The 26,324-nt window shown below is 37.6% G+C and carries 30 protein-coding genes and 1 tRNA gene; 30 read left to right on the top strand and 1 reads right to left on the bottom strand.

The window, feature by feature from the left end; translation table 11 throughout:
* The first annotated feature begins 87 nt into the window (after nt 1–87).
* Nucleotides 88–525, top strand: coding sequence for a YwiB family protein (locus JZO71_RS04515; protein ID WP_206898406.1), 438 nt, complete (start codon nt 88–90; stop codon nt 523–525).
* Nucleotides 526–599: 74 nt separating this feature from the next.
* Nucleotides 600–1,223 (top strand): DNA-directed RNA polymerase subunit delta, encoded by a 624-nt coding sequence (gene rpoE / locus JZO71_RS04520; protein ID WP_206898407.1) that lies wholly within the window; start codon nt 600–602, stop codon nt 1,221–1,223.
* A 269-nt stretch (nt 1,224–1,492) separates the two neighbouring features.
* Here the strand turns inward: rpoE and JZO71_RS04525 are convergent.
* Nucleotides 1,493–1,564: transfer RNA gene (locus JZO71_RS04525), tRNA-Arg, on the bottom strand.
* Nucleotides 1,565–1,623: 59 nt separating this feature from the next.
* Here JZO71_RS04525 and rpoN point away from each other — a divergent pair.
* The 28 genes from rpoN to JZO71_RS04665 all read left to right on the top strand — a co-directional run bounded on the left by rpoN (nt 1,624) and on the right by JZO71_RS04665 (nt 26,260).
* Nucleotides 1,624–2,955 (top strand): RNA polymerase factor sigma-54, encoded by a 1,332-nt coding sequence (gene rpoN, locus JZO71_RS04530; RefSeq protein ID WP_206898408.1) that lies wholly within the window; start codon nt 1,624–1,626, stop codon nt 2,953–2,955.
* A 150-nt stretch (nt 2,956–3,105) separates the two neighbouring features.
* Nucleotides 3,106–4,197, top strand: coding sequence for a sugar-binding transcriptional regulator (locus JZO71_RS04535; protein WP_206898409.1), 1,092 nt, complete (start codon nt 3,106–3,108; stop codon nt 4,195–4,197).
* 40 nt (nt 4,198–4,237) lie between these two features.
* Nucleotides 4,238–5,239, top strand: a complete 1,002-nt coding sequence (gap, locus tag JZO71_RS04540) for a type I glyceraldehyde-3-phosphate dehydrogenase (RefSeq protein WP_206898410.1) — start codon at nt 4,238–4,240, stop codon at nt 5,237–5,239.
* Nucleotides 5,240–5,342: 103 nt separating this feature from the next.
* Entirely contained in the window at nt 5,343–6,533 is a 1,191-nt protein-coding gene (locus JZO71_RS04545) for a phosphoglycerate kinase (protein WP_206898411.1), read from the top strand.
* Between the two features lie 82 nt (nt 6,534–6,615).
* The gene (tpiA, locus tag JZO71_RS04550) at nt 6,616–7,371 is read left to right on the top strand and encodes a triose-phosphate isomerase (protein WP_206898412.1); all 756 of its coding nucleotides are present in this window, start codon (nt 6,616–6,618) and stop codon (nt 7,369–7,371) included.
* Nucleotides 7,372–7,488: 117 nt separating this feature from the next.
* Nucleotides 7,489–8,787, top strand: a complete 1,299-nt coding sequence (eno, locus tag JZO71_RS04555; RefSeq protein ID WP_206898413.1) for a phosphopyruvate hydratase — start codon at nt 7,489–7,491, stop codon at nt 8,785–8,787.
* 145 nt (nt 8,788–8,932) lie between these two features.
* Nucleotides 8,933–9,292, top strand: coding sequence for a DUF1304 domain-containing protein (locus JZO71_RS04560; protein ID WP_206898414.1), 360 nt, complete (start codon nt 8,933–8,935; stop codon nt 9,290–9,292).
* A 152-nt stretch (nt 9,293–9,444) separates the two neighbouring features.
* Nucleotides 9,445–10,416 carry an alpha/beta fold hydrolase gene (locus JZO71_RS04565; protein WP_206898595.1) on the top strand — a complete coding sequence of 324 codons (972 nt, stop codon included), beginning with the start codon at nt 9,445–9,447 and terminating at the stop codon, nt 10,414–10,416.
* Nucleotides 10,417–10,662: 246 nt separating this feature from the next.
* Nucleotides 10,663–10,938, top strand: a complete 276-nt coding sequence (locus JZO71_RS04570; protein ID WP_206898415.1) for a (4Fe-4S)-binding protein — start codon at nt 10,663–10,665, stop codon at nt 10,936–10,938.
* A 1-nt stretch (nt 10,939) separates the two neighbouring features.
* Nucleotides 10,940–11,215, top strand: a complete 276-nt coding sequence (locus JZO71_RS04575; RefSeq protein ID WP_067483750.1) for a GNAT family N-acetyltransferase — start codon at nt 10,940–10,942, stop codon at nt 11,213–11,215.
* A 475-nt stretch (nt 11,216–11,690) separates the two neighbouring features.
* The gene (secG, locus tag JZO71_RS04580; protein WP_067483752.1) at nt 11,691–11,927 is read left to right on the top strand and encodes a preprotein translocase subunit SecG; all 237 of its coding nucleotides are present in this window, start codon (nt 11,691–11,693) and stop codon (nt 11,925–11,927) included.
* Between the two features lie 111 nt (nt 11,928–12,038).
* Nucleotides 12,039–12,794: an alpha/beta hydrolase gene (locus tag JZO71_RS04585; RefSeq protein WP_206898596.1), complete on the top strand. Its 756-nt coding sequence runs from the start codon at nt 12,039–12,041 to the stop codon at nt 12,792–12,794.
* On the top strand, nt 12,791–15,148 hold the full coding sequence (gene rnr, locus JZO71_RS04590; RefSeq protein WP_206898416.1) for a ribonuclease R: 2,358 nt from the start codon (nt 12,791–12,793) through the stop codon (nt 15,146–15,148). The genes JZO71_RS04585 and rnr overlap by 4 nt, the downstream gene beginning before the upstream one ends.
* Nucleotides 15,149–15,168: 20 nt before the next feature.
* Nucleotides 15,169–15,633, top strand: coding sequence for an SsrA-binding protein SmpB (gene smpB, locus JZO71_RS04595; protein ID WP_067483756.1), 465 nt, complete (start codon nt 15,169–15,171; stop codon nt 15,631–15,633).
* A 311-nt stretch (nt 15,634–15,944) separates the two neighbouring features.
* Entirely contained in the window at nt 15,945–16,664 is a 720-nt protein-coding gene (atpB, locus tag JZO71_RS04600; protein ID WP_206898417.1) for a F0F1 ATP synthase subunit A, read from the top strand.
* A 50-nt stretch (nt 16,665–16,714) separates the two neighbouring features.
* Entirely contained in the window at nt 16,715–16,930 is a 216-nt protein-coding gene (gene atpE / locus JZO71_RS04605) for an ATP synthase F0 subunit C (protein ID WP_010718599.1), read from the top strand.
* Nucleotides 16,931–17,021: 91 nt separating this feature from the next.
* Nucleotides 17,022–17,546, top strand: coding sequence for a F0F1 ATP synthase subunit B (gene atpF / locus JZO71_RS04610; protein WP_206898418.1), 525 nt, complete (start codon nt 17,022–17,024; stop codon nt 17,544–17,546).
* Nucleotides 17,533–18,075 (top strand): ATP synthase F1 subunit delta, encoded by a 543-nt coding sequence (gene atpH / locus JZO71_RS04615; protein ID WP_206898419.1) that lies wholly within the window; start codon nt 17,533–17,535, stop codon nt 18,073–18,075. Before atpF ends, atpH begins: the two co-directional genes overlap by 14 nt.
* A 22-nt stretch (nt 18,076–18,097) precedes the next feature.
* The gene (gene atpA, locus JZO71_RS04620) at nt 18,098–19,654 is read left to right on the top strand and encodes a F0F1 ATP synthase subunit alpha (RefSeq protein ID WP_206898420.1); all 1,557 of its coding nucleotides are present in this window, start codon (nt 18,098–18,100) and stop codon (nt 19,652–19,654) included.
* Nucleotides 19,655–19,667: 13 nt separating this feature from the next.
* Nucleotides 19,668–20,570, top strand: coding sequence for a F0F1 ATP synthase subunit gamma (locus JZO71_RS04625; RefSeq protein WP_206898421.1), 903 nt, complete (start codon nt 19,668–19,670; stop codon nt 20,568–20,570).
* Nucleotides 20,571–20,592: 22 nt separating this feature from the next.
* Nucleotides 20,593–21,999 carry a F0F1 ATP synthase subunit beta gene (gene atpD / locus JZO71_RS04630; protein WP_067483770.1) on the top strand — a complete coding sequence of 469 codons (1,407 nt, stop codon included), beginning with the start codon at nt 20,593–20,595 and terminating at the stop codon, nt 21,997–21,999.
* A 13-nt stretch (nt 22,000–22,012) separates the two neighbouring features.
* A complete protein-coding gene (locus JZO71_RS04635) occupies nt 22,013–22,435 on the top strand; it encodes a F0F1 ATP synthase subunit epsilon (RefSeq protein WP_067483772.1) in 423 nt (140 codons plus the stop codon).
* A gap of 180 nt (nt 22,436–22,615) precedes the next feature.
* Complete coding sequence (locus JZO71_RS04640; RefSeq protein ID WP_206898422.1) at nt 22,616–22,849, top strand: DUF1146 family protein; 234 nt, start codon at nt 22,616–22,618, stop codon at nt 22,847–22,849.
* Nucleotides 22,850–22,945: 96 nt separating this feature from the next.
* Nucleotides 22,946–24,247, top strand: coding sequence for a UDP-N-acetylglucosamine 1-carboxyvinyltransferase (murA, locus tag JZO71_RS04645; RefSeq protein WP_206898423.1), 1,302 nt, complete (start codon nt 22,946–22,948; stop codon nt 24,245–24,247).
* Nucleotides 24,248–24,259: 12 nt separating this feature from the next.
* A complete protein-coding gene (locus JZO71_RS04650; protein ID WP_206898424.1) occupies nt 24,260–24,436 on the top strand; it encodes a DNA-directed RNA polymerase subunit beta in 177 nt (58 codons plus the stop codon).
* Between the two features lie 69 nt (nt 24,437–24,505).
* Nucleotides 24,506–24,778, top strand: coding sequence for a membrane protein insertion efficiency factor YidD (yidD, locus tag JZO71_RS04655; protein WP_206898425.1), 273 nt, complete (start codon nt 24,506–24,508; stop codon nt 24,776–24,778).
* A gap of 47 nt (nt 24,779–24,825) precedes the next feature.
* The gene (locus tag JZO71_RS04660) at nt 24,826–25,287 is read left to right on the top strand and encodes a GNAT family N-acetyltransferase (RefSeq protein ID WP_206898426.1); all 462 of its coding nucleotides are present in this window, start codon (nt 24,826–24,828) and stop codon (nt 25,285–25,287) included.
* An 88-nt stretch (nt 25,288–25,375) separates the two neighbouring features.
* Nucleotides 25,376–26,260, top strand: a complete 885-nt coding sequence (locus tag JZO71_RS04665) for an ROK family protein (protein ID WP_206898427.1) — start codon at nt 25,376–25,378, stop codon at nt 26,258–26,260.
* Nucleotides 26,261–26,324 lie beyond the last annotated feature (64 nt).

Below are 26,324 nucleotides of genomic sequence, written 5' to 3' on the forward strand. Positions count from 1 at the left end.
GCAAAAAAATAAAAAGTATACAAGTTGGTTGACAAAATAGCTGAAACTGGGAACAATAAGCCTATGAGAAGTAAAGGAGAATGCGAGATGGATTTATCACAAGGAACACCAATTTCAATAAAACTACGTACAAAAGTGAAACAACAAGGTGAAGTTCAAGATTTTTATTTTGATTTAAATGGTCAAATGGTAAAAATTGGCGATACGTTATACATACGGTATAAAGAAGTCCAAGAAGAAACAGGGCAAGAAGTTCCTGTGACGATCAAAATCATTCCAGACGGCCATGTTCAATTGATTCGCGCAGGAGAAATGCGGATGCGCCTTAAATTTGGTTACAAAGAACGTTTAGAAACAGCCTACAAAACACCTTACGGAATGATCTTGATTCAAACATTTACGAATGAACTGCATGTTAGTCTAAAAGATCGACCTGCTTCGGGAAACATTGTGATTGCGTATGATTTATTTATGGGGGAAGAAAAATTAGGTGAATATCATTTAACCTTAGATTTTACAGCATAATTTAAAAGAAAAGTTTGATTTTTTATCGTTGATTTTGTATGATAAGGGATAGACTGTGAAAGGACGTGTCCTGATTGGAAATTAGTGTATTTGAAGGTGCAAACAAAAACGAATTATCAATGATCGAAGTTGCACATGCGATTTTAGAACAACATGGTGATGTGATGGATTTTTCTGATTTAGTTAATCAAATCCAAAACTATCTTGGCAAAACAGATGGAGAGATTCGTGATTCATTAGCACAGTTTTATACTGACTTAAATATTGACGGCAGCTTTATTTCTTTAGGTGACAACCGTTGGGGCTTGCGCTCATGGTACGCAATTGATTCAATTGATGAAGAAGTAAATCATGGAATTGACGAAGAAGATGAAGACAAACCTCGTCGCCGCAAACGCAAAAAAGTGAATGCCTTTATCAATGATGATGAAGATGCAATCGACTATAACGATGATGACCCAGAAGATGCTGACTTGTCTGATGAAGATGATGATGATTTATTTGAAGATGATGATGACGACGATGAAGAAATCGCAGCATACAACTCTGATCTACAAGAAATCGGTGCGGATGACAATAGCGACGATGAAGAAGTATTACCAGGAAACATTGAAGAAGACTTAAGCATTATCGAAGACGATGACGACGATGATGATGAAGAGTATGACAATGAAGAATTTTCTGAAAAAACAGAGTAACGACATCCTTTGCTTGAAAAGCGATACGTTCTAATTGAAGAAATGTATATGTAGGATCAGAACCAACTAGCTGGAAAATGGCTGGTTGGTTTTTTTGCGATGAGAAAAGTGAACAAACAGAGGCTGTGACAATACTTTTGTCACAGCCTCTGTTTCAAATACATGGTGTTTCAGAAGCGACTTCCTTGAAGCCGACTGCTTCTGTCACAACCTCTTCTTTAAAATATAGAAAGCAAAGATACTTAAATTATGCTAAAATGGCTATTGAACGCGTCCTGAGGGAATCGAACCCCCGTCTCAAGAACCGGAATCTTACGTGATATCCACTACACTAAGGACGCAAGCACTGGCATAATTGTAACCAACCAAAAAATAATTTACAAGGGGATAAGGCAAAAAAATGAAATTTCAACAGAATTTTTCACAAAAACAACAACAAACGCAAAAATTGGCTATGACTCAGCAATTGCAGCAATCAATCCAAATCCTCCAATATAATAGTGAAGAATTATTAGCCTTTGTTGAAAATCAGGCGCTAGAAAATCCTTTGGTTGAAGTAGTCGAACCAGAATGGCAACCAGACTACAAAAAAACAAGTAACAATTATGATGGAGAAGAAACAAGCTATCTTAATCAAATTCCTGATACAAAGGGGTCATTGTTTGAATCGTTGATTGACCAAGTACATTTGAATTACCGGGATACATTTTTACGTAAAATGATTTTATATTTGATTGAATATATTGATTTAAATGGTTTTTTGACGATTGATTTAGCCGATGCGGCCAAAGACACAGGCGCATCAGCAATCCAACTATTAGATGCACTGACGTTGATCCAACAGCTAGAACCAGCAGGAGTAGGGGCTAGAAATCTTCAAGAATGTTTGATGTTACAAACAGAACGAGACGATTTTGCTCCGGCATTAGCTTACATCGTTTTGGAAGAATGCTTTGATGAACTAGTCCAACGAAAATGGAAAGAAATCGCACAAAAATTCTCAATTGAACTTAGCGAGGTCCAACATATTTTTGACTATCTCCAAACATTATCGCCAAGTCCTGGTAGAATTTTCGACAACAGCAATGAACTTTATATTATTCCAGATGTGAAAGTTTTGATCCATGACGACAATGAAGTTCAAGTGGTCTCAAATCGAACAAGTCAACCAACTATTCGTTTTCAAGAAACCTATTTCAAACAAATGAATCAAAAAGCAGATAAAGAAACAGCTAATTATTTGAAAGAGCGCAAACAAGAATTTGAGTGGCTACAAAAAACAATGGTGCAACGTGGTGATACGATTTTAAAAGTTGCGCAAGTAATCGTTTCACGTCAAAAAGACTTCTTTATCGATGTTAATCGGCCCATCAAGCCGTTGACCTTAAAAGAAGTAGCTTCAGAAGTTGACGTCCATGAGTCAACAGTGAGTCGCGCTGTTCATGGGAAATACTTGGAAACAACTTTTGGTATTTTTGAACTGAAAAAATTTTTTACGACTCGCATAGCAAGTAACAACTCGGCTGGAACAGAAGACTTATCCGCTGAGATGGCAAAGAAAAGACTACAAGAGTTAGTCGACCAAGAAAATAAGGCGAAGCCTTTATCGGATCAGAAATTAGTCGAGCTTCTAAAAAAAGAAGAAATAGTGATTTCAAGAAGAACTGTTGCAAAATATCGAGATCTTTTGGGAATCCCGAGTTCATCAAAAAGAAAACGGTATGATAAATAAAAAATGAGAGACTAGTAAAAGTATTTTACTTTTCTAGTCTTTTTTAGTTGAAAAGTTAGCAAGAAACTGTTAGACTAACGCATGTGAGGTTGAGGTTTTCCTTTTAATGAAAAAAGAAAGTAAAACAATCAATTTTATTTTTTATCGTACATGGGTCGTTTTGAGTCTACATTGGACGTTTATAGTCCAACTAAGGAGATCGCTATGCTAGATGAATTGAAAATGATTGAATCCGTTGCACCAGATATTATTGAAGTTCTTCAAGAACGCTATAAAATTTTGCGTAATATTTATTGGATGCAGCCAATTGGTCGACGTAGCTTATCTGAAAGTATGGGGATGACAGAGCGAGTTTTGCGAACAGAAACAGATCTTTTGAAAAATCTTCAACTAATTGACACGTCAAAAAGTGGCATGACGTTGACCGAAAAAGGTGAGGAAGTTTACCAAAGTCTTGAAAACTTCATGGATCAGCTTTTAGGAATGCATCAGACAGAAAAAAAACTGGCTGAGTATTTTGGTAATCAACGTTGTATTGTCGTTTCAGGAAACAGTGATGCACAACCGAAAGTGACAGATGCTTTTGGGGATGCTTTAAACGAATCCTTGAATTTACTACTTCCAGAGGGCGAGAATATTATCGCCGTAATGGGAGGGACCACGATGGCTGTGGTTGCAGAACAGTTGACGAATTTGGAAAACAAGAAACGACATAACTTGTTTGTTCCTGCTAGGGGAGGAATTGGCGAGGCGGTTACCGTACAAGCAAATTCAGTTAGCGCTAGAATGGCAGCTAACACAAATGGGGATCATCGAGCATTGTATGTTCCAGAGCAACTAAGTTTAGCTACCTATAATTCTTTACTCAATGAACCATCTATTCAAGAAGTGTTAAACTTGATAAGTCAGGCAAATTGTGTTATTCATAGTATTGGACGTGCTTTGCATATGGCAGCACGCCGAAAAATGACTGAAAAAGAATTAATTATGTTGAAGCAGGCGAATGCTGTAGCGGAATCCTTTGGTTATTTCTTTAACGAAAATGGAGAAGTTGTTTACAAGGTTCCAAGAATCGGTATCGAACTGAAAGACTTGACACAGGTGCCAATCATCCTTGCGATTGCTGGTGGAAAAACAAAAGCCAAAGCAATTCGAGCATATATGAAAAATGCACCAAAACAAACGTGGCTAATCACAGATGAGGCCGCAGCAAATGAGATTTTAAAAGGGGTAACCCTTTAAAATAAAAATTTTTTTGATTTTCATAAGGAGGAAATCTTAAATGACAGTTAAAGTAGGTATTAATGGTTTTGGACGTATCGGACGTCTAGCGTTCCGCCGTATCCAAGATGTAGATGGAATCGAAGTAGTAGCAATCAATGACTTAACAGATGCTAAAATGTTAGCACACTTGTTAAAATATGACACAACTCAAGGACGTTTCAACGGAACAGTTGAAGTTCATGAAGGTTCTTTCAACGTTAACGGTAAAGAAGTTAAAGTTTTAGCTAACCGTAACCCTGAAGAATTACCATGGGGCGAACTAGGCGTAGACATCGTTCTAGAATGTACTGGTTTCTTCACTTCTAAAGCAGCTGCTGAAAAACATTTAACAGCTGGTGCTAAACGTGTTGTTATCTCTGCTCCTGGTGGAGACGATGTTCCAACAATCGTTTATAACACTAACCACGAAACATTAACTGGTAAAGAAACAGTTATCTCAGGTGCTTCATGTACTACTAACTGTTTAGCTCCTATGGCTAAAACATTGAACGACAAATTTGGTGTTGTTGAAGGATTAATGACAACTATCCACGCTTACACAGGTGACCAAATGACTCTAGACGGACCACACCCTAAAGGTGACTTCCGCCGCGCACGCGCTGCTGCTGCAAACATCGTTCCTAACTCAACAGGTGCTGCTAAAGCTATCGGCTTAGTTATCCCTGAATTGAACGGTAAATTAGACGGAGCTGCTCAACGTGTTCCTGTTCCAACTGGTTCATTAACTGAATTAGTAACAGTTCTTAAAAAAGAAGTTTCAGTTGACGAAATCAACGAAGCAATGAAAGAAGCTGCAAACGAATCTTACGGCTACAACACTGACGAAATCGTTTCTTCAGATATCGTAGGTATGACTTTCGGTTCATTGTTTGATGCAACTCAAACTAAAGTAATGACAGTAGGCGACCAACAATTAGTTAAAACTGTTGCTTGGTACGACAACGAAATGTCTTACACTGCACAATTAGTACGTACTTTAGAATACTTCGCTAAACTATAAGAAACACGTACGAGTGTAAATTTAAACAAGTACACTTAAAAGCGGGGAAGCAATCGCGCTTCTCCGCTTTTTTTGATAACAAGTTTATTTAGGAGGAAACAAAATGGCTAAGAAAACAGTAAAAGATATCGACTTAAAAGATAAAAAAGTTCTTGTCCGTGTTGACTTTAATGTTCCTTTGAAAGATGGCGTGATCACTGACGATACACGTATCAAAGCTGCTTTACCAACAATCAACTATGTGCTTGAACAAGGCGGAAAAGCAATCCTTTTCTCTCACCTAGGACGTGTAAAAGCTGAAGAAGATAAAGCAGGCAAATCTTTAGCACCAGTTGCTAAACGTTTAGGCGAATTATTAGGTAAAGAAGTTACTTTCGTACCTGAAACTCGCGGAAAAGAATTAGAAGAAGCAATCAACAACATGAAAGACGGCGAAGTTGTTGTCTTTGAAAACACTCGTTTTGAAGATGTTGATGGTAAAAAAGAAAGCAAAAATGATCCAGAATTAGGTAAATACTGGGCTTCATTAGGTGATGTTTTTGTCAATGATGCTTTCGGTACAGCTCACCGTGCACATGCTTCTAACGTAGGAATCGCTTCAACTGGTATTCCAACAGTTGCTGGATTTTTAATGGACAAAGAAATCAAATTTATCGGCGAAGCTGTTGAAGAACCAAAACGCCCAATGATCGCAATCCTTGGTGGTGCTAAAGTTTCTGACAAAATCGGCGTTATTGAAAACTTGATTCCAAAAGCTGACAAGATCTTGATCGGTGGCGGAATGACCTATACATTCTACGCAGCAAAAGGAATTAAAATCGGAAGTTCTTTAGTTGAATCTGACAAGATCGAATTAGCCAAAGAATTGATTGAAAAAGCAGGCGACAAACTTGTATTACCAATCGACAACGTTTGTGCACCAGAATTCTCAAACGACGTAGAAACTCAAGTTATCGAAGGCGACATTCCTGATGGATTGATGGCTCTAGATATCGGACCTGCATCAGTTAAATTATTTGCTGATACCTTAAAAGGTGCGAAAACTGTTGTTTGGAACGGACCAATGGGTGTGTTCGAAATGAGTAACTTCGCTAATGGTACAATCGGAGTTTGTGAAGCAATCGCAAACCTTGAAGATGCTACGACAATCATCGGTGGTGGGGACTCTGCAGCTGCAGCTGAACAACTTGGCTTTGCTGACAAATTCACTCACATTTCAACTGGTGGGGGCGCAAGTTTAGAATTGTTAGAAGGTAAAGAATTACCTGGACTAGCAGCAATTAACGACAAATAATCTACATGTATCTAGGTGTGCACTTTAAAAAAGTGTACCCTTAGACTTGTGTTTTGAAAAAGAAAAGGAGTGTGTGTTCATCATGCGTAAACCAATCATCGCTGGTAACTGGAAAATGAACAAAACTGCATCTGAAGCAAAAGCATTTGCTGAAGCAGTAAAAAACAAAATCCCTTCAAATGAAGTAGTTGATTCTGTTATCGGATCACCTTCATTATTCTTACAAGAATTAATGGCATCTGCTGAAGGTACTGAACTAAAAATTTCTGCACAAAACTGTTTCTGGGAAAATTCAGGCGCATTCACTGGTGAAACTTCACCAGCTGCATTAGCAGATCTTGGTGTTCAATATGTTATCATTGGACATTCAGAACGTCGTGAATATTTCCATGAAACTGATGAAGATATCAACAAAAAAGCAAAAGCAATTTTTGCAAATGGTATGACACCTATCTTATGTTGTGGTGAAACTTTAGAAACATATGAAGCAGGAAAAACTGCTGAATGGATCGAAGGTCAAATCACTGAAGGTCTTAAAGACTTAACAGATGGACAAGTAAGCAATATGGTAATTGCTTATGAACCAATCTGGGCAATCGGTACTGGTAAATCTGCTGATGCACAAATCGCTGATGAAATTTGTGGTGTTGTTCGTCAAACAGTTGAAAAATTATATGGTAAAGAAGTTTCTGATGCTGTACGTATCCAATACGGTGGTTCTGTTAAACCAGAAAACATTGCTGAATACATGGCTAAAGAAAACGTTGATGGAGCTTTAGTTGGCGGAGCTAGCTTAGAAGCTGATTCATTCTTATCTTTATTAGACGCTGTAAAATAATTTTTGAAAATTTGTGAAAAAAAGCAATAAATGTTTGCACTTCATCACAAAATTAACTAAAATCGTATATGAGGGAAATCCCTTAGGATAAAAACAAACTCAAAGGAGAGACAAAACATGTCAATTATTACTGATGTTTACGCTCGCGAGATCTTAGACTCACGCGGTAACCCAACAATCGAAGTAGAAGTATACACAGAAAGCGGAGCTTTTGGCCGTGGAATGGTTCCTTCAGGTGCTTCAACTGGTGAATACGAAGCAGTTGAATTACGTGATGGCGACAAAGCTCGTTACGGTGGTAAAGGTGTTACTAAAGCTGTTGATAACGTAAACAACATCATTGCTGAAGCAATCATTGGCTACGATGTACGTGACCAAATGGCTATCGATAAAGCTATGATCGCTTTAGACGGAACTCCTAACAAAGGTAAATTAGGTGCGAACGCTATTTTAGGTGTATCTATTGCTGTTGCTCGTGCGGCTGCTGACTACCTAGAAGTACCTTTATACCACTACCTAGGCGGATTTAATACAAAAGTATTACCAACTCCAATGATGAACATCATCAATGGTGGATCACATGCTGATAACTCAATCGACTTCCAAGAATTTATGATCATGCCTGTAGGTGCTCCAACATTTAAAGAAGCACTACGTATGGGTGCTGAAGTGTTCCACGCTTTAGCTGCAATCTTAAAAGGTCGCGGATTAGCAACTTCAGTTGGTGACGAAGGTGGATTTGCTCCCAACCTTGGTTCAAACGAAGAAGGTTTCGAAGTTATCATCGAAGCAATCGAAAAAGCTGGCTATGTACCTGGTAAAGACGTTGTTCTTGCTATGGATGCTGCTTCTTCAGAATTCTATGACAAAGAAAAAGGTGTTTACGTTTTAGCTGACTCAGGCGAAGGCGAAAAAACAACTGATGAAATGATCAAATTCTACGAAGAATTAGTTTCTAAATACCCAATCATCTCAATCGAAGATGGCCTAGACGAAAACGACTGGGACGGATTCAAGAAATTAACTGACGTATTAGGCGACAAAGTTCAATTAGTTGGTGACGACTTGTTCGTAACAAACACTCAAAAATTAGCTGAAGGTATCGAAAAAGGAATTGCTAACTCAATCCTTATCAAAGTGAACCAAATCGGTACTTTGACAGAAACTTTTGAAGCTATTGAAATGGCTAAAGAAGCTGGCTACACTGCAGTTGTATCTCACCGTTCTGGTGAAACAGAAGATTCAACAATCTCTGACATCGCTGTTGCAACTAACGCTGGCCAAATCAAAACTGGTTCTCTTTCACGTACTGACCGTATTGCTAAATACAATCAATTACTACGTATCGAAGACCAACTTGGTGAAGTTGCTGAATACAAAGGAATCAAATCTTTCTACAACTTAAAAAATAAATAATTTTTACGAATTAACTATTTTTAGACGTGAGGCATGCCTCACGTCTTTTTTTGTTCATAAAATACTGTGCAGTTAATTGTTTTACAAGCCGATCGAATTTTTATATGATAAATAGCATCAATAAGTATCAAAGGAGAGAAACAATATGCATCTTTTTTCAACGATAATTATCACGTTAGTAGCAATCGAGTTTTTTTATATTATGTATTTAGAGACGTTTGCAACCACCTCAGCAACCACTGGACGAGTATTCCATTTGTCAAAAGAAGAATTAGCACGTCCATCTGTAACTGTTTTATTCAAGAATCAAGGAATTTATAATGGATTGATCGGCGTAGGATTACTTTATGCGACGTATGTCTCCTCTGTAGGTATTGAGCTCGCGAAAATCTTGTTACTGTATATTATTTTAGTGGCTTTGTATGGAAGCATAACGAGTGATAAAAAAATTATTATTACACAAGGCGGATTAGCGATTATTGCTTTTGTTTCTCTATTTTTTTAGATTAGGTATTTAAAAATTCAACAGTTTTTTTATTAGAATGGTACAATAAAAATATAGTTTACTTGAATTTTTTAAAAAAACAAAAATCAGCATTGATTAATTGATCTCATAGTGAAAATTAATGATAGTTGAGTGGTGGAGGTATTGAATTGATCATTATGTTGTATTTTATTTTAGTAATTGTGGTTCTTGCTATTGTTTTTAGTGTTATTTCTTATTCCTATGCAAAAAAGTTGATCACAGTTGGCGTACAACGGGGTCATAATTGGTATGAAACAACAGGACATCTCTTAATGGATCCGTCAGCGTCTGAAATTGTCGAAACCAAACGACAGCAACTAGAAGAATCAGCAGAGCTTTTTTGGCAAACAGGTGTTACCGAAACAATCAAAAGCTATGATGGATTAAAACTTGTAGGAAAATGGTTTATCACAGATCGAAGACAAAAAAATTGGGTGATTTGCATTCATGATTACCGAAGTACGGGTAAACGAGACATGTCTTTTATTGGGAAAAAATATGCAGAACAAGGATTTAATGTTTTGATTCCAGATTTGCGTGCACATGGCGAAAGTGAAGGTGAAATCATTGGGATGGGCTGGTTAGATCGTCTGGATCTGATTGCTTGGATCAAACAGCTGATGAAAGAATATCCAGAGGCTTCGATTGTTTTGCACGGTGGTTCGATGGGTGCATCAACGATTATGATGGCTAGTGGTGAGAAGCTTCCTTCTTCTGTGAAAGGCTTTATCTTGGATAGTGGGTATGTTTCTGTTTATGCAGAATTTCGTTATATGTTAAGCAAGCTAACTTCATTTCCAAAGTGGTTGATTATGCGGTACGCAAATTCTTACGCTCAAAAATATGCTGGATATTCTTTAAAGCAAGCATCTGCCACACGGCAACTAGGTAGTAATCATTTGCCATTGTTAATTATCCATGGGGAACATGATTATTTTGTACCGGTTGAAGCAGCGTACACGGTGCAAAATGCAACAGCAGGGGAAAAAGAATTGTTGTTGGTCCCAAATGCGGAACATTTAGCACCAGTGTTGAATGAACCAAAGACTTATTGGGCAGTTGTATTTTCTTTTATCGATGAACGCATTTTGGCAGGTCAATAAATCATTTTGCTTTTTTTCCGAAGAGACGATTTGCAGTAAATAATTATAGAAGAAAAAAATGCAAAGTTTCATCTAAGTAATTTATATTGAGCGCCAATTTGAATGTCTGATTAAGTAGTTGCATGTAATTTGTTAAAAAATGATACTTTATCTGATTACTCTTGTCTGCGAGGATAAATAGTTGCTGGTTCGAAGAGAGATTGGTAAAATGAACTATATAAAAACACGAGTTATTTTAGGGGTGGTATGATGGAGCAACAGGTGAACAATGAACATTTTTCAACCGAAGAAGAATTGTTTGAAGCAGGTTATCGAAAATATTCGGGTGAAAAGATAGATATTTTTTATAACAAAGAGATTTGTATCCACAGTGGAAATTGTGTTCGCGGGAATGCGGCCGTTTTTGAAGTAGGTCGTAGACCGTGGATCATGCCAGATAATGCAAGTGCTGATGAAAGTAGCCGCGTTATTCAAACATGTCCAAGTGGTGCATTGAAGTTTATTCGAAAGGATGAAGTGTAAAATGGAAATCAAAGAAGAAAAAAATCGTTTTGCTTTATACAATGATGAACAACAAGAAATTGGAGAAATGACTTGGTCTGATGCTGGACCAGATATTATGATTATTGATCATACGTTTGTCGAACCTACTTACCGTGGACAAAAATTGGCAGAAAAGTTAGTGAATAGTGGTGTTGAACTAGCTCGTCGTGAAGGAAAAAAAATTATTCCGCTATGTCCATTTGCTAAAAAAGAATTTGATACAAAACCTGAATATGGCGATGTATTACGTAAATAAATAGAAAAAGGATAAGAGTTACGTTTTTGACGTAACTCTTTTTTTGTGGATAGATTGTTGAAAGTTGATTTTCATGATGAGTCTGAAAGTGGGAAAACTGATGTTGGAAAGAACACATTGTTATTTGCGTCTAAACATTGGGGACCAAAACTTTCCGATGTTTCCCGAACAACTCTTCGTAATAAGTTACAGAATGATAAATTAGTGGAAGCTATTTTAGCAACCTGTTCACTTGTTTGTCGGAACAAGATATTTTGCGCCACAATTTTATTCACGGTATTTACAAAGCAATTTCTCAAAATAATTTATAACCGCTAGAAAGTAGGAGAAATTATTTTTGTCAGTTGCTTCTCATTTTTTCGAAGCTAGATGCTTGAAACCATAACCTTCTTTTACAACCTTTTTTTGAATTTATTTTCATTCTATGGTAGAGTTAAAGAGATGATATTTTTCAAAGAAGGAGGAGCTGAAGCGTATGTATAATTTAATTTTAGGAATCGTAATTGCCTTATCGATCGTCATGATCATTGCAATTATGATGCAGCCAAGTAAACAAAATAGTGCGGCGAGCGCATTTACTGGTGGAGCGGATCAGTTGTTTGGGAAGCAAAAAGCACGTGGCTTTGAAGCTGTGATGCAACGAACAACTGCTGTGCTGGGAGCCGTTTGGATGATTCTATTGTTTGTCCTAGCGTTTTTATCTTCAAACTAATCAAGAAACCTCTCGCCAATTTGCGAGGGGCTTTTTTTATTGGTGGAGCAGGTGAAAACGAGAAGTTTCTGAGTGCAACTATGGTAAAATGAAGAGCGAGAGGTGATTGAATTGAAAGGAAGTTTACCAAAACCATTTTATGCGGAGCATGGAAAGCGAGCAGTCTTACTTTTGCACGCATATTCAGGTAGCTCAAACGATGTCCGAATGCTTTGCCGCTTTTTGGAAAAAGCAAATTATACTGTTTATGCACCGATGTTTTCAGGTCATGGGACATTGGATCCAGAAGACATTTTACATCAAGATGCCACAATTTGGTGGGAAGATGCGAAAGCAGCACTCGCGTTTTTAAAAGCAAATGGCTTTACTGAAGTTGCTGTTTTTGGTTTGTCTATGGGTGGTATTTTTGCGACAAGACTACTTGAAGAAGAAAATGTGATTGGCGGCGGCTTTTTCTGTTCACCAATTTCACCAATAGAAACGAATGTACCAGAAAACTTTCTCATTTATGCACAACAAGTATTGAATGTAGCAGGACTGTCAGAAACAGAAATTCAGCAACAACTTGAAATCTATCGTCCCTTAGTTAAGGAACAATTAGCAAATATACAAGAACAAGCAGCTTATGCAAATGAAAAGCTGTCAAAAATTCAAGCACCAATATTTTTAGCTCAAGCAGGTCAAGATGAAATGATTGATCCAATGGGTGTTTATGAAACGGCTCGTCGTTTGAACAAACAGCGAGTAACGCTTCAATGGTATCCGACAAGTAAGCATGTGATTACGGTTGGCAACGCTCGGCGTGAGTTAGAACAAGATGTCCTAGAATTTTTAGAGAAATTACCCTGGAATGAGGAAACTAAATGACAAAAGAAACAATTAAAGAAAAAATTATTTTTTTTATGGAAAGTAGCCGTAAAAAAAGCTTTTCAATGGAAGAAATTGCAGAAGGATTAGGATTTCAAAAAAGTGAAGACTTTAAACTATTAGTCCAAACGATTGCACAAATGGAAAGAGAACAAAGTATCGTTTTTAACAAAAAAGGTAAAGTGAAGTTGCCACTACAACCATTACTGATTGAAGGAACATTCCGTGGAAATGAACGTGGTTTTGGATTTGTAACAATTGATCCAGAAGAAGATGATGTCTATATTCCAAAGGAAGCCACTGGTTATGCAATGGACGGAGACATCGTGGCAATCGATATTATTAAAACGGCAGATACGGCACTTGATCGAGGCGCCGAAGGAAAGATCGTTGAGATTCGAGAGCGTGGAACAACACAACTCGTTGGTGAGTTCGTTGCGTATTCACCTGAGGAAGAAGCAGAAACGGATCTTTATGGCGTGGTGATTCCCAAAGATAAAAAATTAACGAGGTTTAAAGTATATGCAGCCGCAGAAGGTATTCGTCCGGTAGACGGAAGTATCGTGATCGTAGAATTGACCCATTATCCAGAAAATGGTTATGCTACTAGTTTAGAAGGGATTGTCAAACAAGTAATTGGTCATAAAAACGATCCTGGTATGGATATTTTATCAATCGTTGTAGCAAATGGAATTCCAACGAAATTTCCTGATGATGTATTAGAAGAAGCAGATAAAGTCCCTGATCATATCAATGAAAAAGATTTAGTTGGGCGACGTGATTTGCGAGAACAACTAATAGTAACGATTGATGGCGAAGACGCGAAGGACTTGGATGATGCAGTAACTGTTCGCAAACTAGCAAATGGAAATTACTTCTTGGGGGTTCATATTGCAGATGTTTCTTATTATGTAACACAAGGAAGCCAATTGGATCGTGAAGCTTATGATCGTGGAACAAGTGTCTATTTGACTGATCGTGTGATCCCTATGATCCCACAACGATTGTCCAATGGTATCTGTTCCTTAAATCCACATGTGCCAAGATTGACGATGAGTTGTGAAATGGAAATTGATCCAAATGGAACCGTTGTGAGTCATGAGATTTTTCAAAGTGTTATTCAAACAACTGAACGAATGACTTATACTGCTGTAAATGAAATTTTGGAAGACGAAGATCCAGAAACAATGAAACGCTATGAACAACTAGTACCGATGTTTCGGGCTATGAAAGAACTACATGAAATATTGGAAAAGATGCGAATCCGCCGTGGTGCGATTTCTTTTGAGGATCGCGAAGCCAAGGTGTTAGTGAACCCAGAAGGACATCCTTTAGATATTTTATTGAGAACACGTGGTGTAGGAGAACGATTGATTGAATCATTTATGCTTGCTGCCAATGAAACAGTGGCACAACACTATCATGATCTTCATTTACCTTTCATCTATCGAATTCATGAACAACCTAAAGAAGAAAAAATGCAACGTTTCTTTGACTTTGCTTCAGCATTAGGAATCTTAGTTAAAGGAACAAAAGGAACGATTACACCAAAAGATTTGCAAAAAGTAATCGAAGACGTAGAAGAAAAGCCTGAATCTGCAGTAATCAATACGATGTTATTGAGAAGTATGCAACAAGCACGTTATTCAGAAGAGAACTATGGTCATTACGGTTTAGCAGCTGAGTATTATACACACTTTACCTCACCAATCCGCCGTTATCCGGACTTAATCGTTCACCGTTTGATTCGTTCTTATAGTGAGGACCGTAGTGAAGAAAAACAAGCAATCTGGTCTGCTGAACTTCCTGACATCGCTGAACACAGTTCAAAAATGGAACGCCGAGCAGTTGAGGCAGAACGTGAAGTTGATGCAATGAAGAAAGCAGAATACATGATGGATAAAGTTGGAGAAGAGTTTGATGGCATCATTAGTTCAGTGGTAAAATTCGGTTTGTTTATTGAACTACCTAATACGATCGAGGGTCTAATCCATATCAATGATTTGAAACAAGATTATTTCCACTTTATTGAAAATCATTTAGCGTTGGTTGGTGAACGCACAGGGCTAACTTTCAAAATTGGGCAAAAAGTCCGAGTCAAAGTGGTCAAAGCAAGTCCAGAAGAACGAGCAGTAGACTTTGAACTAGTCTCAGCAGAAGAAGTAGCGCAACTTGAACGACCAAAAGCCAAACAAAAAGGTAGGGCAGGCAATCAAAATCAAAATCGTGGACGCAAAGCAAATCCACGAAATAAAAAAGCTGGCGGGAAGAAAAATGACTTCCAACCTGCTAAGAAAAAAGGAAAAGGTGGTAAAAAACCTTTTTATAAAGGAATCAAGAAAAAGAAAAAATAAAATAGTTTGGGGGAACTAGAATGCCAAAAGGCGAGGGAAAACTAATTGCACAAAACAAAAAGGCTCGCCATGACTACTCGATTATTGACACGATGGAAGCAGGCATGGTTTTACAAGGGACGGAAATCAAATCGATTCGAAACAGCCGAATCAATCTAAAAGATGGATTTGTGCGTGTTCGAAATGGCGAAGCCTTCCTATATAATGTCCATATTAGTCCGTATGAACAGGGAAATATTTTTAATCATGATCCATTGCGGACACGTAAGTTACTCTTGCATAAAAAGCAAATCGCCCGACTAGTTGGTGAAACAAAAAATGCAGGGGTAACGATCGTCCCTTTGAAAGTATATATCAAAAATGGGTATGCAAAAGTTTTGATAGGTTTAGCCAAAGGAAAGAAATCGTATGATAAACGGGAAGACTTGAAACGAAAAGATGTCGATCGTCAAATTGATCGAACATTGAAAAATTTCTCCAGATAATTTCAATATCCTTTTTCGCATATTCGGTGCTTTTGCTTTTACTTAATGATAAAATTTGGTAGCATTTAATCTGATAAAGCACGATTACTAAAGGTTTTCCTAGAAAATCACCATCATAATTTAAATGAAAACTTCATCAAATTAGACTGAAACGAAAAAGTGTCTAATTTTCATGAAAATGTTTTGTATTTTCTGTTTCATGGTGGTATGATACCGATTGGTTATGATCAGATTTTTTCAGAAAAACCAAATGCGCACTTGAAAGTTATTTCATGTGAATTTCAGGGAAAAGAGAAAAGAGGTGAAATGAATTGGATGAACGCTCGCTAACGTTCCACATTGGACCTGTGTGGTTTGATGGTACTGTTTGTATGATGGTGTTATTAACTTGTCTAATCGTTTTCTTTCTAGTGTACTTCTTTACGCGTAACTTAAAGATGAAACCAACTGGAAAACAAAATGCGATTGAATGGGTAATAGATTTCAGTCGAGGAATTGTTACAGATAACTTGCCTAGAAAAGAACTAAGTAATTTCCATTTACTAGCATTTACCTTATTCTTATTTGTTTTTATTGCAAATAATATCGGTCTAATGACAAAAATCGTCCTACCAAATGAAACGACACTTTGGAAAAGTCCAACAGCTGATCCATTTGTGACATTAACATTGGCATTTATGATGATTTTACTTACTCATTTGTTTGGGGTAAAACGATTTGGATTAAAAGGCTATTTTGTAAATTCATTCTTGAAACCTTATAGTTTCATGTTACCAATGAAGATCATTGAAGAATTTACAAATTTATTAACACTCGCTTTACGTCTTTATGGGAATATTTACGCGGGGGAAGTTTTGCTAACCTTGATTGCAAAAATGATGACAAGCCTGGGCTGGCTGTCACTACCATTAGCAATTCCATTAGAGATGGTCTGGATTGCATTTTCATTGTTTATCGGAAGCATCCAAGCATTTGTCTTTGTCACTTTATCAATGGTTTATATGAGCCATAAGATTGAAGTAGAAGAGTAATATTTGTTTTAGAAAACGACTATTTATTTATTTTAGGAGGAAAAAATATTATGAATTATATCGCAGCAGCAATCGCAATCATGGGGGCAGCAATCGGTGCCGGTTATGGTAACGGTCAAGTAATCTCAAAAACTATCGAATCAATGGCTCGCCAACCTGAAATGTCTGGTCAATTACGTACAACAATGTTTATTGGGGTAGCCCTAGTTGAAGCTGTTCCTATTCTTGGTGTGGTTATCGCCTTAATTCTAGTTTTTGCCGTTTAATAAATGTAAGTAAACTGGCAGAAACAACTCGGTTTGTTCCTGCTTTTTTACATGGAAACTAGAGAAACCTCAAAGAAAGGAAGGCTAGCTTATGCTGAATCAATTGGCAATTGCAGAAGTTGGCAATCCGATGTTAGGTAATATCATCGTTGTCAGCGGCTCATTTTTGATCCTACTTGCTCTTTTAAAGCATTTTGCTTGGGGACCAATTAGTGAAATTTTGAAGAAACGTGAAGATAAGATCGCCAATGATTTAGATTCTGCAGAACAATCTCGCATCAAATCAGCGAAAATGGAACAAGAACGCGAACAACAATTGTTAGCTTCTCGCTCTGACGCAGCTGAAATTATTAAAAATGCGAAAGAAAGTGGAGAACTTAGCCGCCAAAATATTTTGAAGGATACACAAGATGAAGTCGTTCGTCTAAAAAACAAAGCCAAAGCAGATATTACGTTAGAACGTGACAATGCATTGAACTCTGTTAAAGATGATGTTGCTGATCTTTCCCTTCAAATTGCGGAAAAAATCTTGAATAAAGAATTATCTCCAGAAATGCATGAATCATTAATCAACCAATATATCGAAGGTCTAGGTTCTTCAAATGAAACTAGATAAATATACTGTTGGTAGACGCTACGGAAAAGCTTTGTTTGAACTGGCGATCGATTCAAACAATAGCGAAGAAATCTATCAAGAACTATTGAGCTTACGTAAAATTTATGAAAAAGTCCCTGAATTAGGGGGAGTGCTCAGTGATGCTCGTTTAGAACCACATGAAAAACGACTTATCATGGATAAGTTAATCGGTGGATATGACGGTGTTGTTAAAAACTTTTTAGAAGTGGTCTACAATTACAATCGGATGGATGATCTATTGTTCATGATTGATGAATATGAACATCGTTATAATGAAAGTAATGGGTTATTACTTGGAACAGTGAAAACTGCCGTTCCTTTATCTGATGAACAGTTAGAAAAATTAGAACAGAATGTAGCAAAAACAATGAACTATCAAACAGTTGAATTAGAAACAATCGTTGATTCTTCTATTCTTGGTGGCGCAATTGTTGAAGCCGACCATCGAGTGATCGACGGTAGCATTCGGACGCAATTGGAAACAATGCGTAATCAATTAAATAGATAGTACAAAGAGGTAGGTGAATCGAATGGCCATCAAAGCAGAAGAAATTAGTGCCTTGATTAAAGAACAAATTGAACATTATCAAAGCGTGCTTTCAGTTGAAGAAATTGGTACTGTCACATACGTCGGTGACGGAATCGCTCGTGCGCATGGATTGGAAAATGCAATGAGTGGTGAGTTGCTTGAATTTTCAAACGGCTCATACGGAATGGCGCAAAACTTAGAATCAAATGATGTAGGGATTATTATCCTTGGTGATTTCGAATCCATTCGTGAAGGAGATAAAGTAAAACGTACAGGTAAAATCATGGAAGTTCCAGTTGGAGATTCTTTGATTGGACGTGTCGTGAATCCTTTAGGTCAACCTATCGATGGACTAGGAGAAATCGTTACTGATAAAGCTCGTCCTGTAGAAGCAATGGCACCAGGTGTTATGCAACGTAAATCAGTTAATGAACCAATGCAAACAGGTCTAAAAGCAATTGATGCTTTGGTCCCAATTGGTCGTGGACAACGTGAATTAGTCATCGGTGACCGTAAAACAGGTAAAACATCCATTGCAATCGATACAATTATCAACCAAAAAGGACAAGATATGATTTGTATCTACGTTGCGATTGGACAAAAAGATTCAACTGTCCGTACACAGGTTGAAACATTGAAAAAATATGGCGCTATGGACTATACAATCGTAGTCAATGCGGGTGCTTCTCAACCAGCACCATTGCTTTATATCGCACCTTATGCTGGTACAGCGATGGGTGAGGAATTCATGTATAATGGCAAACATGTTTTGATTATCTTTGATGACTTATCAAAACAAGCTGTTGCTTATCGTGAACTTTCATTACTATTACGCCGTCCGCCAGGTCGTGAAGCATATCCAGGGGATGTTTTCTACTTGCATTCACGTTTGCTAGAACGTGCAGCAAAATTAAGTGATGAATTAGGTGGCGGTTCAATGACTGCCTTGCCATTTGTTGAAACACAAGCAGGAGATATTTCTGCATATATTCCAACAAACGTTATTTCAATCACTGATGGACAAATTTTCTTGGAAAGTGATTTATTCTACGCAGGAACACGTCCAGCCGTTGATGCCGGGTTATCTGTATCCCGTGTTGGTGGTTCTGCACAAATCAAAGCAATGAAAAAAGTTGCCGGAACGCTACGTCTTGACTTAGCAAGTTACCGAGAACTTGAAGCATTTACGCAATTTGGTTCAGATTTAGATGCAGCAACACAAGCCAAATTAAATCGCGGTCGTCGTACTGTAGAAATCTTGAAACAAAAATTACATGCACCACTTGCTGTAGAAAAACAAGTCATCATTTTATATGCGTTGACTCATGGTTTCTTAGACAGTATTCCAGTGGATAGCATTCTTGACTTTGAAAGTGAATTATTTGAATACTTGGATACAAATCATCCAAATATCTTTGAAATTATCCGTACAACACAAGATCTTCCAGAAGAAGAAGCGTTGAACAGTGCAATCAAAGAATACAAAGACATTTTCTTAGCTTCTAAAGGTAGTACATCCTCGACAGAAGACAAATTGAAATCCATTCAAAATGCATAGTGAGGTGAGATGAATGGGTGCTTCACTAAATGAAATTAAGACACGTATTGCTTCAACGAAAAAAACAAGTCAAATTACGCGTGCCATGCAAATGGTTTCTGCTTCGAAGCTGACGAAATCAGAATCTTCATCTAAGAAGTTTCAGGTTTATGCGAACAAAGTGAGAGAAATCGTTACGCATTTAACAGCGACCCAATTAAGTGATATTGCTTCTTCAAACACAAATAATGATATTAACTATAATTCAATGTTGATTAGTCGCCCTGTTAAAAAGACAGGCTATATTGTGATCACAGCTGACGGTGGTTTAGTTGGTGGTTATAATAGTTCAATTTTGAAACAAACGATGTCGATTTTGGAAGAAGATCACCAATCATCCGATGAGTATGTGATGATTGCAATTGGGGGTACAGGTGCGGACTTTTTCAAAGCTCGTGGTATTGACCTTGCCTATGAATTGCGTAACTTATCTGACCAACCAAGTTTTGATGAAGTGAGAAAAATCGTGAATATGGCTACAACAATGTATCAAAATGAAGTCTTTGACGAATTATATGTGTGCTACAACCATCATATAAATTCATTAACTAGTCAATTTCGTGTAGAAAAGATGTTACCAATCTCAGATTTAGATCCAGAAGAAGCAACAAGTTTTGAGCAAGAATACATTTTTGAACCTTCAAAAGAAGAAATCTTAGCTCAATTATTGCCTCAATATGCTGAAAGTTTGATTTATGGTGCAATTGTCGATGCTAAAACTGCCGAACACGCAGCAGGCATGACTGCAATGAAAACAGCAACTGATAATGCCGCAAACATTATTGATGACTTGACGGTTTCTTATAACCGTGCAAGACAAGGGGCTATTACCCAAGAAATTACCGAAATTGTTGCCGGAGCTTCGGCACTAGAATAGTATTGAGATTGGAGGAAAAAAGATGAGTTCAGGCAAGATTGTTCAAGTAATCGGTCCCGTTGTCGACGTGGAATTTTCTTTAGACCAATCCTTACCAGATATCAACAACGCGTTAGTTGTTTATAAAAAAGATGAAAAAAAATCAAAAGTTGTTCTTGAAGCAACCCTAGAACTAGGGGACGGTGTGATCCGTACGATTGCAATGGAATCAACAGATGGTTTACAAAGAGGGATGGAAGTTGTCGATACAGGCAAAGCAATCTCTGTTCCAGTTGGTAAAGAAACATTAGGTCGTGTATTCAACGTATTAGGGGATACTATTGATTTAGAAAAACCTTTCCCAGAAGATGCTGAAAGAAGCGAAATTCATAAAAAAGCACCTAATTTTGATGAATTAAGCACAAGTACTGAAATTTTAGAAACAGGGATCAAAGTTATTGACTTACTAGCTCCTTACCTTAAAGGTGGGAAAGTTGGTTTGTTCGGTGGTGCCGGTGTTGGTAAAACCGTATTGATCCAAGAATTGATCCACAATATCGCACAAGAACATGGTGGTATTTCAGTGTTTACCGGTGTGGGTGAACGTACACGTGAAGGGAATGACCTTTACTATGAAATGAAAGATTCTGGCGTTATTGAAAAAACAGCGATGGTGTTTGGACAAATGAATGAGCCACCAGGTGCACGTATGCGCGTTGCCTTGACTGGTTTAACAATTGCTGAATACTTCCGTGATGTTGAAGGTCAAGACGTACTATTGTTTATTGATAACATTTTCCGTTTCACACAAGCTGGTTCAGAAGTATCTGCCTTACTTGGTCGTATGCCTTCTGCTGTTGGTTACCAACCAACTTTAGCAACAGAAATGGGTCAATTACAAGAACGTATTACTTCAACGAAAAAAGGTTCAATTACTTCTATCCAAGCTATCTATGTACCAGCCGATGACTATACTGACCCTGCGCCAGCTACAACATTTGCTCACTTAGATGCAACGACCAACTTGGAACGTAAATTAACTGAACAAGGGATTTATCCAGCGGTGGATCCATTGGCATCATCTTCAAGTGCACTTGCACCTGAAATCGTTGGTGAAGAACATTATAAAGTGGCTACTGAAGTCCAACACGTTTTACAACGTTACCGTGAATTGCAAGATATTATTGCAATCTTAGGGATGGATGAATTATCTGATCAAGAAAAAGTTTTAGTTTCTCGTGCACGTCGAATTCAATTCTTCTTGTCACAAAACTTTAACGTTGCAGAACAATTTACTGGTCTTCCAGGATCTTATGTTCCTGTTGAAGAAACAGTTAAAGGTTTCCGTGAAATCTTAGAAGGTAAATATGATGATCTTCCTGAAGAAGCTTTCCGAAGCGTAGGTCGAATTGAAGATGTCGTTGAAAAAGCGAAAAAACTAGGCTACTAGAAAGGGGTGCCCCATGGATCAATTTTTAACAGTTAATGTGGTAACACCTGACGGCTTGGTCTATGATCACCATGCAGCAATTGTCGTTGCACGTACAACTGCTGGAGAATTGGGGATTTTACCGAAACATGCTCCAATTATCGTTCCTTTAGCCATTGATGAAGTTCGCATCAAGAGAACGGACTCTGATACGCACGTTGACTGGATTGCGGTTAACGGAGGAATCATGGAAGTTCGTGATAATCTAGTTTCCATCGTCGCAGATACTGCGGAACGTGAACGCGATATTGATGTTTCTCGTGCTGAAAGAGCAAAACAACGAGCAGAACGTCAAATCGAAGAAGCAAAACAAAAAGAAGATACGAATGAATTGAAACGTGCAACAGTTGCATTACACCGAGCAATCAATCGGATCAATGTTTCTAAGCATACGTAGATTCAAATGAACTTATTTTTTGATAAAAACTGTGCCAAAGTCAGTCGTTGATTTTGGCACAGTTTTTTTAATTGCATTTATTTTATGTAAAAAAGGCACAGTTATTTTTCCTTTTAGAAAATTTATGGTATTATCGTTTTATTGAGATTACAGGAAATAGATGCAAGAAAGGACGTTATGATGCAAGTCTATGGAATTGACGCAATTATTCGAATGGTGAGTCATTTAGCGTTTATTTATTTAGCTTTTTGGTCTTTGCGTTCTTTGCGTACAGAAACGTTTTTTAAATATATGCAAAATACTACGCAAATCAGAATGGTAATTGTCTTTTTTTCAATTTTTTTAGGATACACTGCTAGCAATTTTTTTCTAGAAATCATGGCGTTATGTCGGAATCTTTTTCTTAGTATCTAATTTCAAAAAAGGGTACTATTTTAAAAGAAGAAATGCTATAATGAAAAAGATTTTGAGTAAGAGTATGCTCATTGGAATTTTTTTGGGGGGAACAACATGGAAGAGATCATCGTACAAGGTGGCAATCAATTAACAGGAACTGTCAAGATTGAAGGAGCTAAAAATGCTGTACTACCAATTTTAGCTGCTAGTTTATTAGCGGAAGAAGGAACAACAACATTAACGAATGTTCCAATTCTTTCAGATGTATTTACAATGAATCAAGTGATCCGTCATTTGAATGTAGATGTTGACTTTGATGAAGAGCAAAATCAAGTGACACTTAATGCGTCAAGACAATTAGAAATCGAAGCGCCTTATGAATATGTTAGTCAAATGCGCGCATCAATCGTTGTTATGGGTCCATTATTAGCCAGAAATGGTCATGCAAAAGTGGCGATGCCTGGTGGCTGTGCCATTGGCAAACGCCCAATTGATTTGCATTTAAAAGGATTCCAAGCGTTAGGTGCGAAGATTATCCAAAAAAATGGTTATATCGAAGCAATCGCTGATGAATTGATTGGTAATACGATCTATTTAGACTTTCCAAGTGTAGGTGCAACACAAAATATCATGATGGCTGCTGTGAAAGCAAAAGGTACAACGATTATCGAAAACGTTGCTCGTGAACCCGAAATTGTTGACTTGGCAAATATCTTAAATAAAATGGGCGCAAATATCTATGGCGCTGGTACAGAAACAATGCGTATTGAAGGTGTTGAACATTTACACGCTGTGACACATTCAATCGTTCAAGACCGTATTGAAGCAGGAACATTCATGGTTGCTGCAGCAATGACAGAAGGAAATGTTTTAATTGCTGATGCGATTTCTGAACACAACCGTCCTTTGATCTCTAAATTAACAGAAATGGGTGCGACAATTACAGATGAAGAAGGTGGCGTTCGTGTAGTTGGACCAAAACATGTATTACCAACGGACGTGAAAACAATGCCTCATCCTGGTTTTCCAACAGACATGCAAGCACAAATGTCTGCCATTCAAATGGTTGCTGAAGGTACAAGTGTCGTAACTGAAACTGTCTTTGAAAATCGTTTCCAACATTTGGAAGAAATGCGTCGTATGAATGCACATGTTAAGATTGATGGAAATGTTGCAATGATTGAAGGCGCCCATGAATTACAAGGTGCAGAAGTATATGCTACGGATTTACGTGCTGCTGCTGCGTTGATTTTAGCTGGATTAAAAGCAAATGGTGTGACACGTGTTCGTAATTTGAAATATTTAGATCGTGGCTATTATAATTTCCATTTGAAATTACAACAACTGGGTGCAAATGTTGAACGTGTTGAAATGGATCAAACACCAACAGAAAAAACTGCACAAACTATCGCTTAAGGACGTGTTTGAATGAGTAACCATCGTTATATTTTAGTCAGTTTGATGAAGATTCTAATTGTGATCATCTTGCTTTTTCTTCTTTTTATTGCCGGTACAATGATTGGTTACGGCATAATCGGTGGTGGAAACCCGTTTCGAGTTTTCCAACTTGATTTATGGCTTCATATTCGAGACTTTTTTAACTGAGATTTAAGGGGTTGTGGCAATTTTTGTCGCAACTCCTTTTTATATAGACTGATTAGTGAGGCAGAGAAAATGAAAAAATTCTTGATTTATTTAGTAAGAGGTTATCAACGATTCATTTCACCCGCATTTCCACCGAGTTGTCGTTATTATCCGACATGCTCAAATTATATGATTCGTGCGATTCAAGTGCATGGTGCTGTGAAAGGAACGTTAATGGGGACAGCACGGATTTTACGTTGTCATCCATTTGTAAGAGGCGGCATTGATTATGTACCAAAAAACTTCAAATTAACGAGGAATACAGTTGACAAAGAGCAGCCAGATTATGATGGACGAGAGTAAAGGGGAAAATTTATTCTTTTTTAGCAATGAAAGGAGAACTATTACCGATGATTGAAAAATTAAAGGCAAATGAACTTCCATGGGCGTTACTACTAGATGCTGATCCTGAAAAAGAAAAAGTGCTTGCTTACCTTGAGCAAGGTGAAGGAATTATTTGGAAAGAAAATGGAGAAACACTGGGAGTCTTGATTTTTGTCGCCACAAAGGATGAATTTGAAATCATGAATGTTGCGGTAGCTCCCCAAAGCCAAGGAAAAGGAATCGGTGGTTTACTATTAGAAGCCGCATTCCAACAAATTGAGGAAGAGGCAGAAAATCAAACGCAAATAATCATTCGTACGGGCAGTATCACTTCTGCTGCTTTACATTTGTATCAAAAAAAGGGGTTTAGTGAAATTTCTCGAGAAAAGGATTATTTTATCAAAAACTATGCAGGGCCCATTTATGAAGAGGGCATTTTATTAAGAGATCAAGTGACATTAGCTAAAAGTATCCAATCACTTCGCTAGATTTGGTAAATCGTTTCGGAAAAGGCTTTCAAAAATAATGGGATTGCTTTACAATATTTTTAGGAAGCAAAAAGGAGCGAAAATAGTTATGGGAATTCTTGTATTTGATTTTGGTGGTTCAGCAGTAAAATATGGTTATTGGAATGGTCGTCAATTAGAAGCAACCAACCAATTTCCAACACCTGCTACTTGGGAAGAAATGAAACAAAAACTAAGCGAAACATACCAAGCTTTTGTTGGAACAAACGCGATCGAAGGCATAGGGATCAGCGCTCCAGGTGTAGTTAACAGCGAACGCCAAATCATTGAAGGGATTAGTGCAATCCCTTATATTCACGGCTTTAATATTTTCAAAGAATTAGAAGAATTGTTTGGGTTACCAATTACTATCGAAAATGATGCGAATTGTGCCGGAATGGCAGAATTTTATGAAGGCGCAGCGCGAGATTACCAAGATGTTGCATTTGTCGTTATTGGAACAGGGATTGGTGGCGCGATGTTTACGAAAGGACAAATGAACAAAGGCGCGCATCTTTATGGCGGAGAGTTTGGAATGATGTTTTTAGATGGTGATCAAACATTCAGTATTTTGGGAACTGCTGTGCAGATGGCATGGCGTTATTGTGAGCGTCTAGGCTTAGATAAGATGACCTATTCTGGAAAAGAAGTTTTTGAAATGGCGGAGTCAGGCGATGTGATCGCTCAAGAAGAAGTTGAAAAATTTTATGATTACTTAGCAAAAGGACTTTTCAGTATCCAGTTTTCATTTGATCCAGAAGTGATTGTGCTTGGTGGTGGGATCTCTGCAAAAGAGGGCTTGATTGACGAATTGAATCAGCGTATTGAAAAATTAATGGATAAGCTAGATCTACATGATTTTGTTCCAGAAATCTTATTATGTGACTATCGTAATGATGCAAATTTGGTTGGTGCTGCTGCAAATTATTATGCAGTCAGTCAAAGAGAGGCCTAAGAGTTTGAAGAGAATCAGATTATATACCCTGTTAAGTAAACAGGGTATATTTTATTGTAGAGAG

Source organism: Candidatus Enterococcus courvalinii, from assembly GCF_017315945.1.
Classification (GTDB): Bacteria; Bacillota; Bacilli; order Lactobacillales; family Enterococcaceae; genus Enterococcus_B; species Enterococcus_B courvalinii.

What these genes read in the sequence shown, in the direction of transcription:
- smpB (WP_067483756.1), top strand. Translation starts at nt 15,169, where the DNA reads ATGCCAAAAGGCGAGGGAAAACTAATTGCACAAAACAAAAAGGCTCGC.
- rnr (WP_206898416.1), top strand. Translation starts at nt 12,791, where the DNA reads ATGACAAAAGAAACAATTAAAGAAAAAATTATTTTTTTTATGGAAAGT.
- rpoN (WP_206898408.1), top strand. Translation starts at nt 1,624, where the DNA reads ATGAAATTTCAACAGAATTTTTCACAAAAACAACAACAAACGCAAAAA.
- tpiA (WP_206898412.1), top strand. Translation starts at nt 6,616, where the DNA reads ATGCGTAAACCAATCATCGCTGGTAACTGGAAAATGAACAAAACTGCA.
- JZO71_RS04560 (WP_206898414.1), top strand. Translation starts at nt 8,933, where the DNA reads ATGCATCTTTTTTCAACGATAATTATCACGTTAGTAGCAATCGAGTTT.
- JZO71_RS04660 (WP_206898426.1), top strand. Translation starts at nt 24,826, where the DNA reads ATGATTGAAAAATTAAAGGCAAATGAACTTCCATGGGCGTTACTACTA.
- atpE (WP_010718599.1), top strand. Translation starts at nt 16,715, where the DNA reads ATGAATTATATCGCAGCAGCAATCGCAATCATGGGGGCAGCAATCGGT.
- JZO71_RS04640 (WP_206898422.1), top strand. Translation starts at nt 22,616, where the DNA reads ATGCAAGTCTATGGAATTGACGCAATTATTCGAATGGTGAGTCATTTA.
- secG (WP_067483752.1), top strand. Translation starts at nt 11,691, where the DNA reads ATGTATAATTTAATTTTAGGAATCGTAATTGCCTTATCGATCGTCATG.
- JZO71_RS04545 (WP_206898411.1), top strand. Translation starts at nt 5,343, where the DNA reads ATGGCTAAGAAAACAGTAAAAGATATCGACTTAAAAGATAAAAAAGTT.
- JZO71_RS04625 (WP_206898421.1), top strand. Translation starts at nt 19,668, where the DNA reads ATGGGTGCTTCACTAAATGAAATTAAGACACGTATTGCTTCAACGAAA.
- JZO71_RS04575 (WP_067483750.1), top strand. Translation starts at nt 10,940, where the DNA reads ATGGAAATCAAAGAAGAAAAAAATCGTTTTGCTTTATACAATGATGAA.
- JZO71_RS04515 (WP_206898406.1), top strand. Translation starts at nt 88, where the DNA reads ATGGATTTATCACAAGGAACACCAATTTCAATAAAACTACGTACAAAA.
- atpH (WP_206898419.1), top strand. Translation starts at nt 17,533, where the DNA reads ATGAAACTAGATAAATATACTGTTGGTAGACGCTACGGAAAAGCTTTG.
- murA (WP_206898423.1), top strand. Translation starts at nt 22,946, where the DNA reads ATGGAAGAGATCATCGTACAAGGTGGCAATCAATTAACAGGAACTGTC.
- JZO71_RS04570 (WP_206898415.1), top strand. Translation starts at nt 10,663, where the DNA reads ATGATGGAGCAACAGGTGAACAATGAACATTTTTCAACCGAAGAAGAA.
- JZO71_RS04665 (WP_206898427.1), top strand. Translation starts at nt 25,376, where the DNA reads ATGGGAATTCTTGTATTTGATTTTGGTGGTTCAGCAGTAAAATATGGT.
- yidD (WP_206898425.1), top strand. Translation starts at nt 24,506, where the DNA reads ATGAAAAAATTCTTGATTTATTTAGTAAGAGGTTATCAACGATTCATT.
- JZO71_RS04535 (WP_206898409.1), top strand. Translation starts at nt 3,106, where the DNA reads ATGGGTCGTTTTGAGTCTACATTGGACGTTTATAGTCCAACTAAGGAG.
- atpA (WP_206898420.1), top strand. Translation starts at nt 18,098, where the DNA reads ATGGCCATCAAAGCAGAAGAAATTAGTGCCTTGATTAAAGAACAAATT.
- JZO71_RS04650 (WP_206898424.1), top strand. Translation starts at nt 24,260, where the DNA reads ATGAGTAACCATCGTTATATTTTAGTCAGTTTGATGAAGATTCTAATT.
- gap (WP_206898410.1), top strand. Translation starts at nt 4,238, where the DNA reads ATGACAGTTAAAGTAGGTATTAATGGTTTTGGACGTATCGGACGTCTA.
- atpF (WP_206898418.1), top strand. Translation starts at nt 17,022, where the DNA reads ATGCTGAATCAATTGGCAATTGCAGAAGTTGGCAATCCGATGTTAGGT.
- JZO71_RS04635 (WP_067483772.1), top strand. Translation starts at nt 22,013, where the DNA reads ATGGATCAATTTTTAACAGTTAATGTGGTAACACCTGACGGCTTGGTC.
- atpD (WP_067483770.1), top strand. Translation starts at nt 20,593, where the DNA reads ATGAGTTCAGGCAAGATTGTTCAAGTAATCGGTCCCGTTGTCGACGTG.
- eno (WP_206898413.1), top strand. Translation starts at nt 7,489, where the DNA reads ATGTCAATTATTACTGATGTTTACGCTCGCGAGATCTTAGACTCACGC.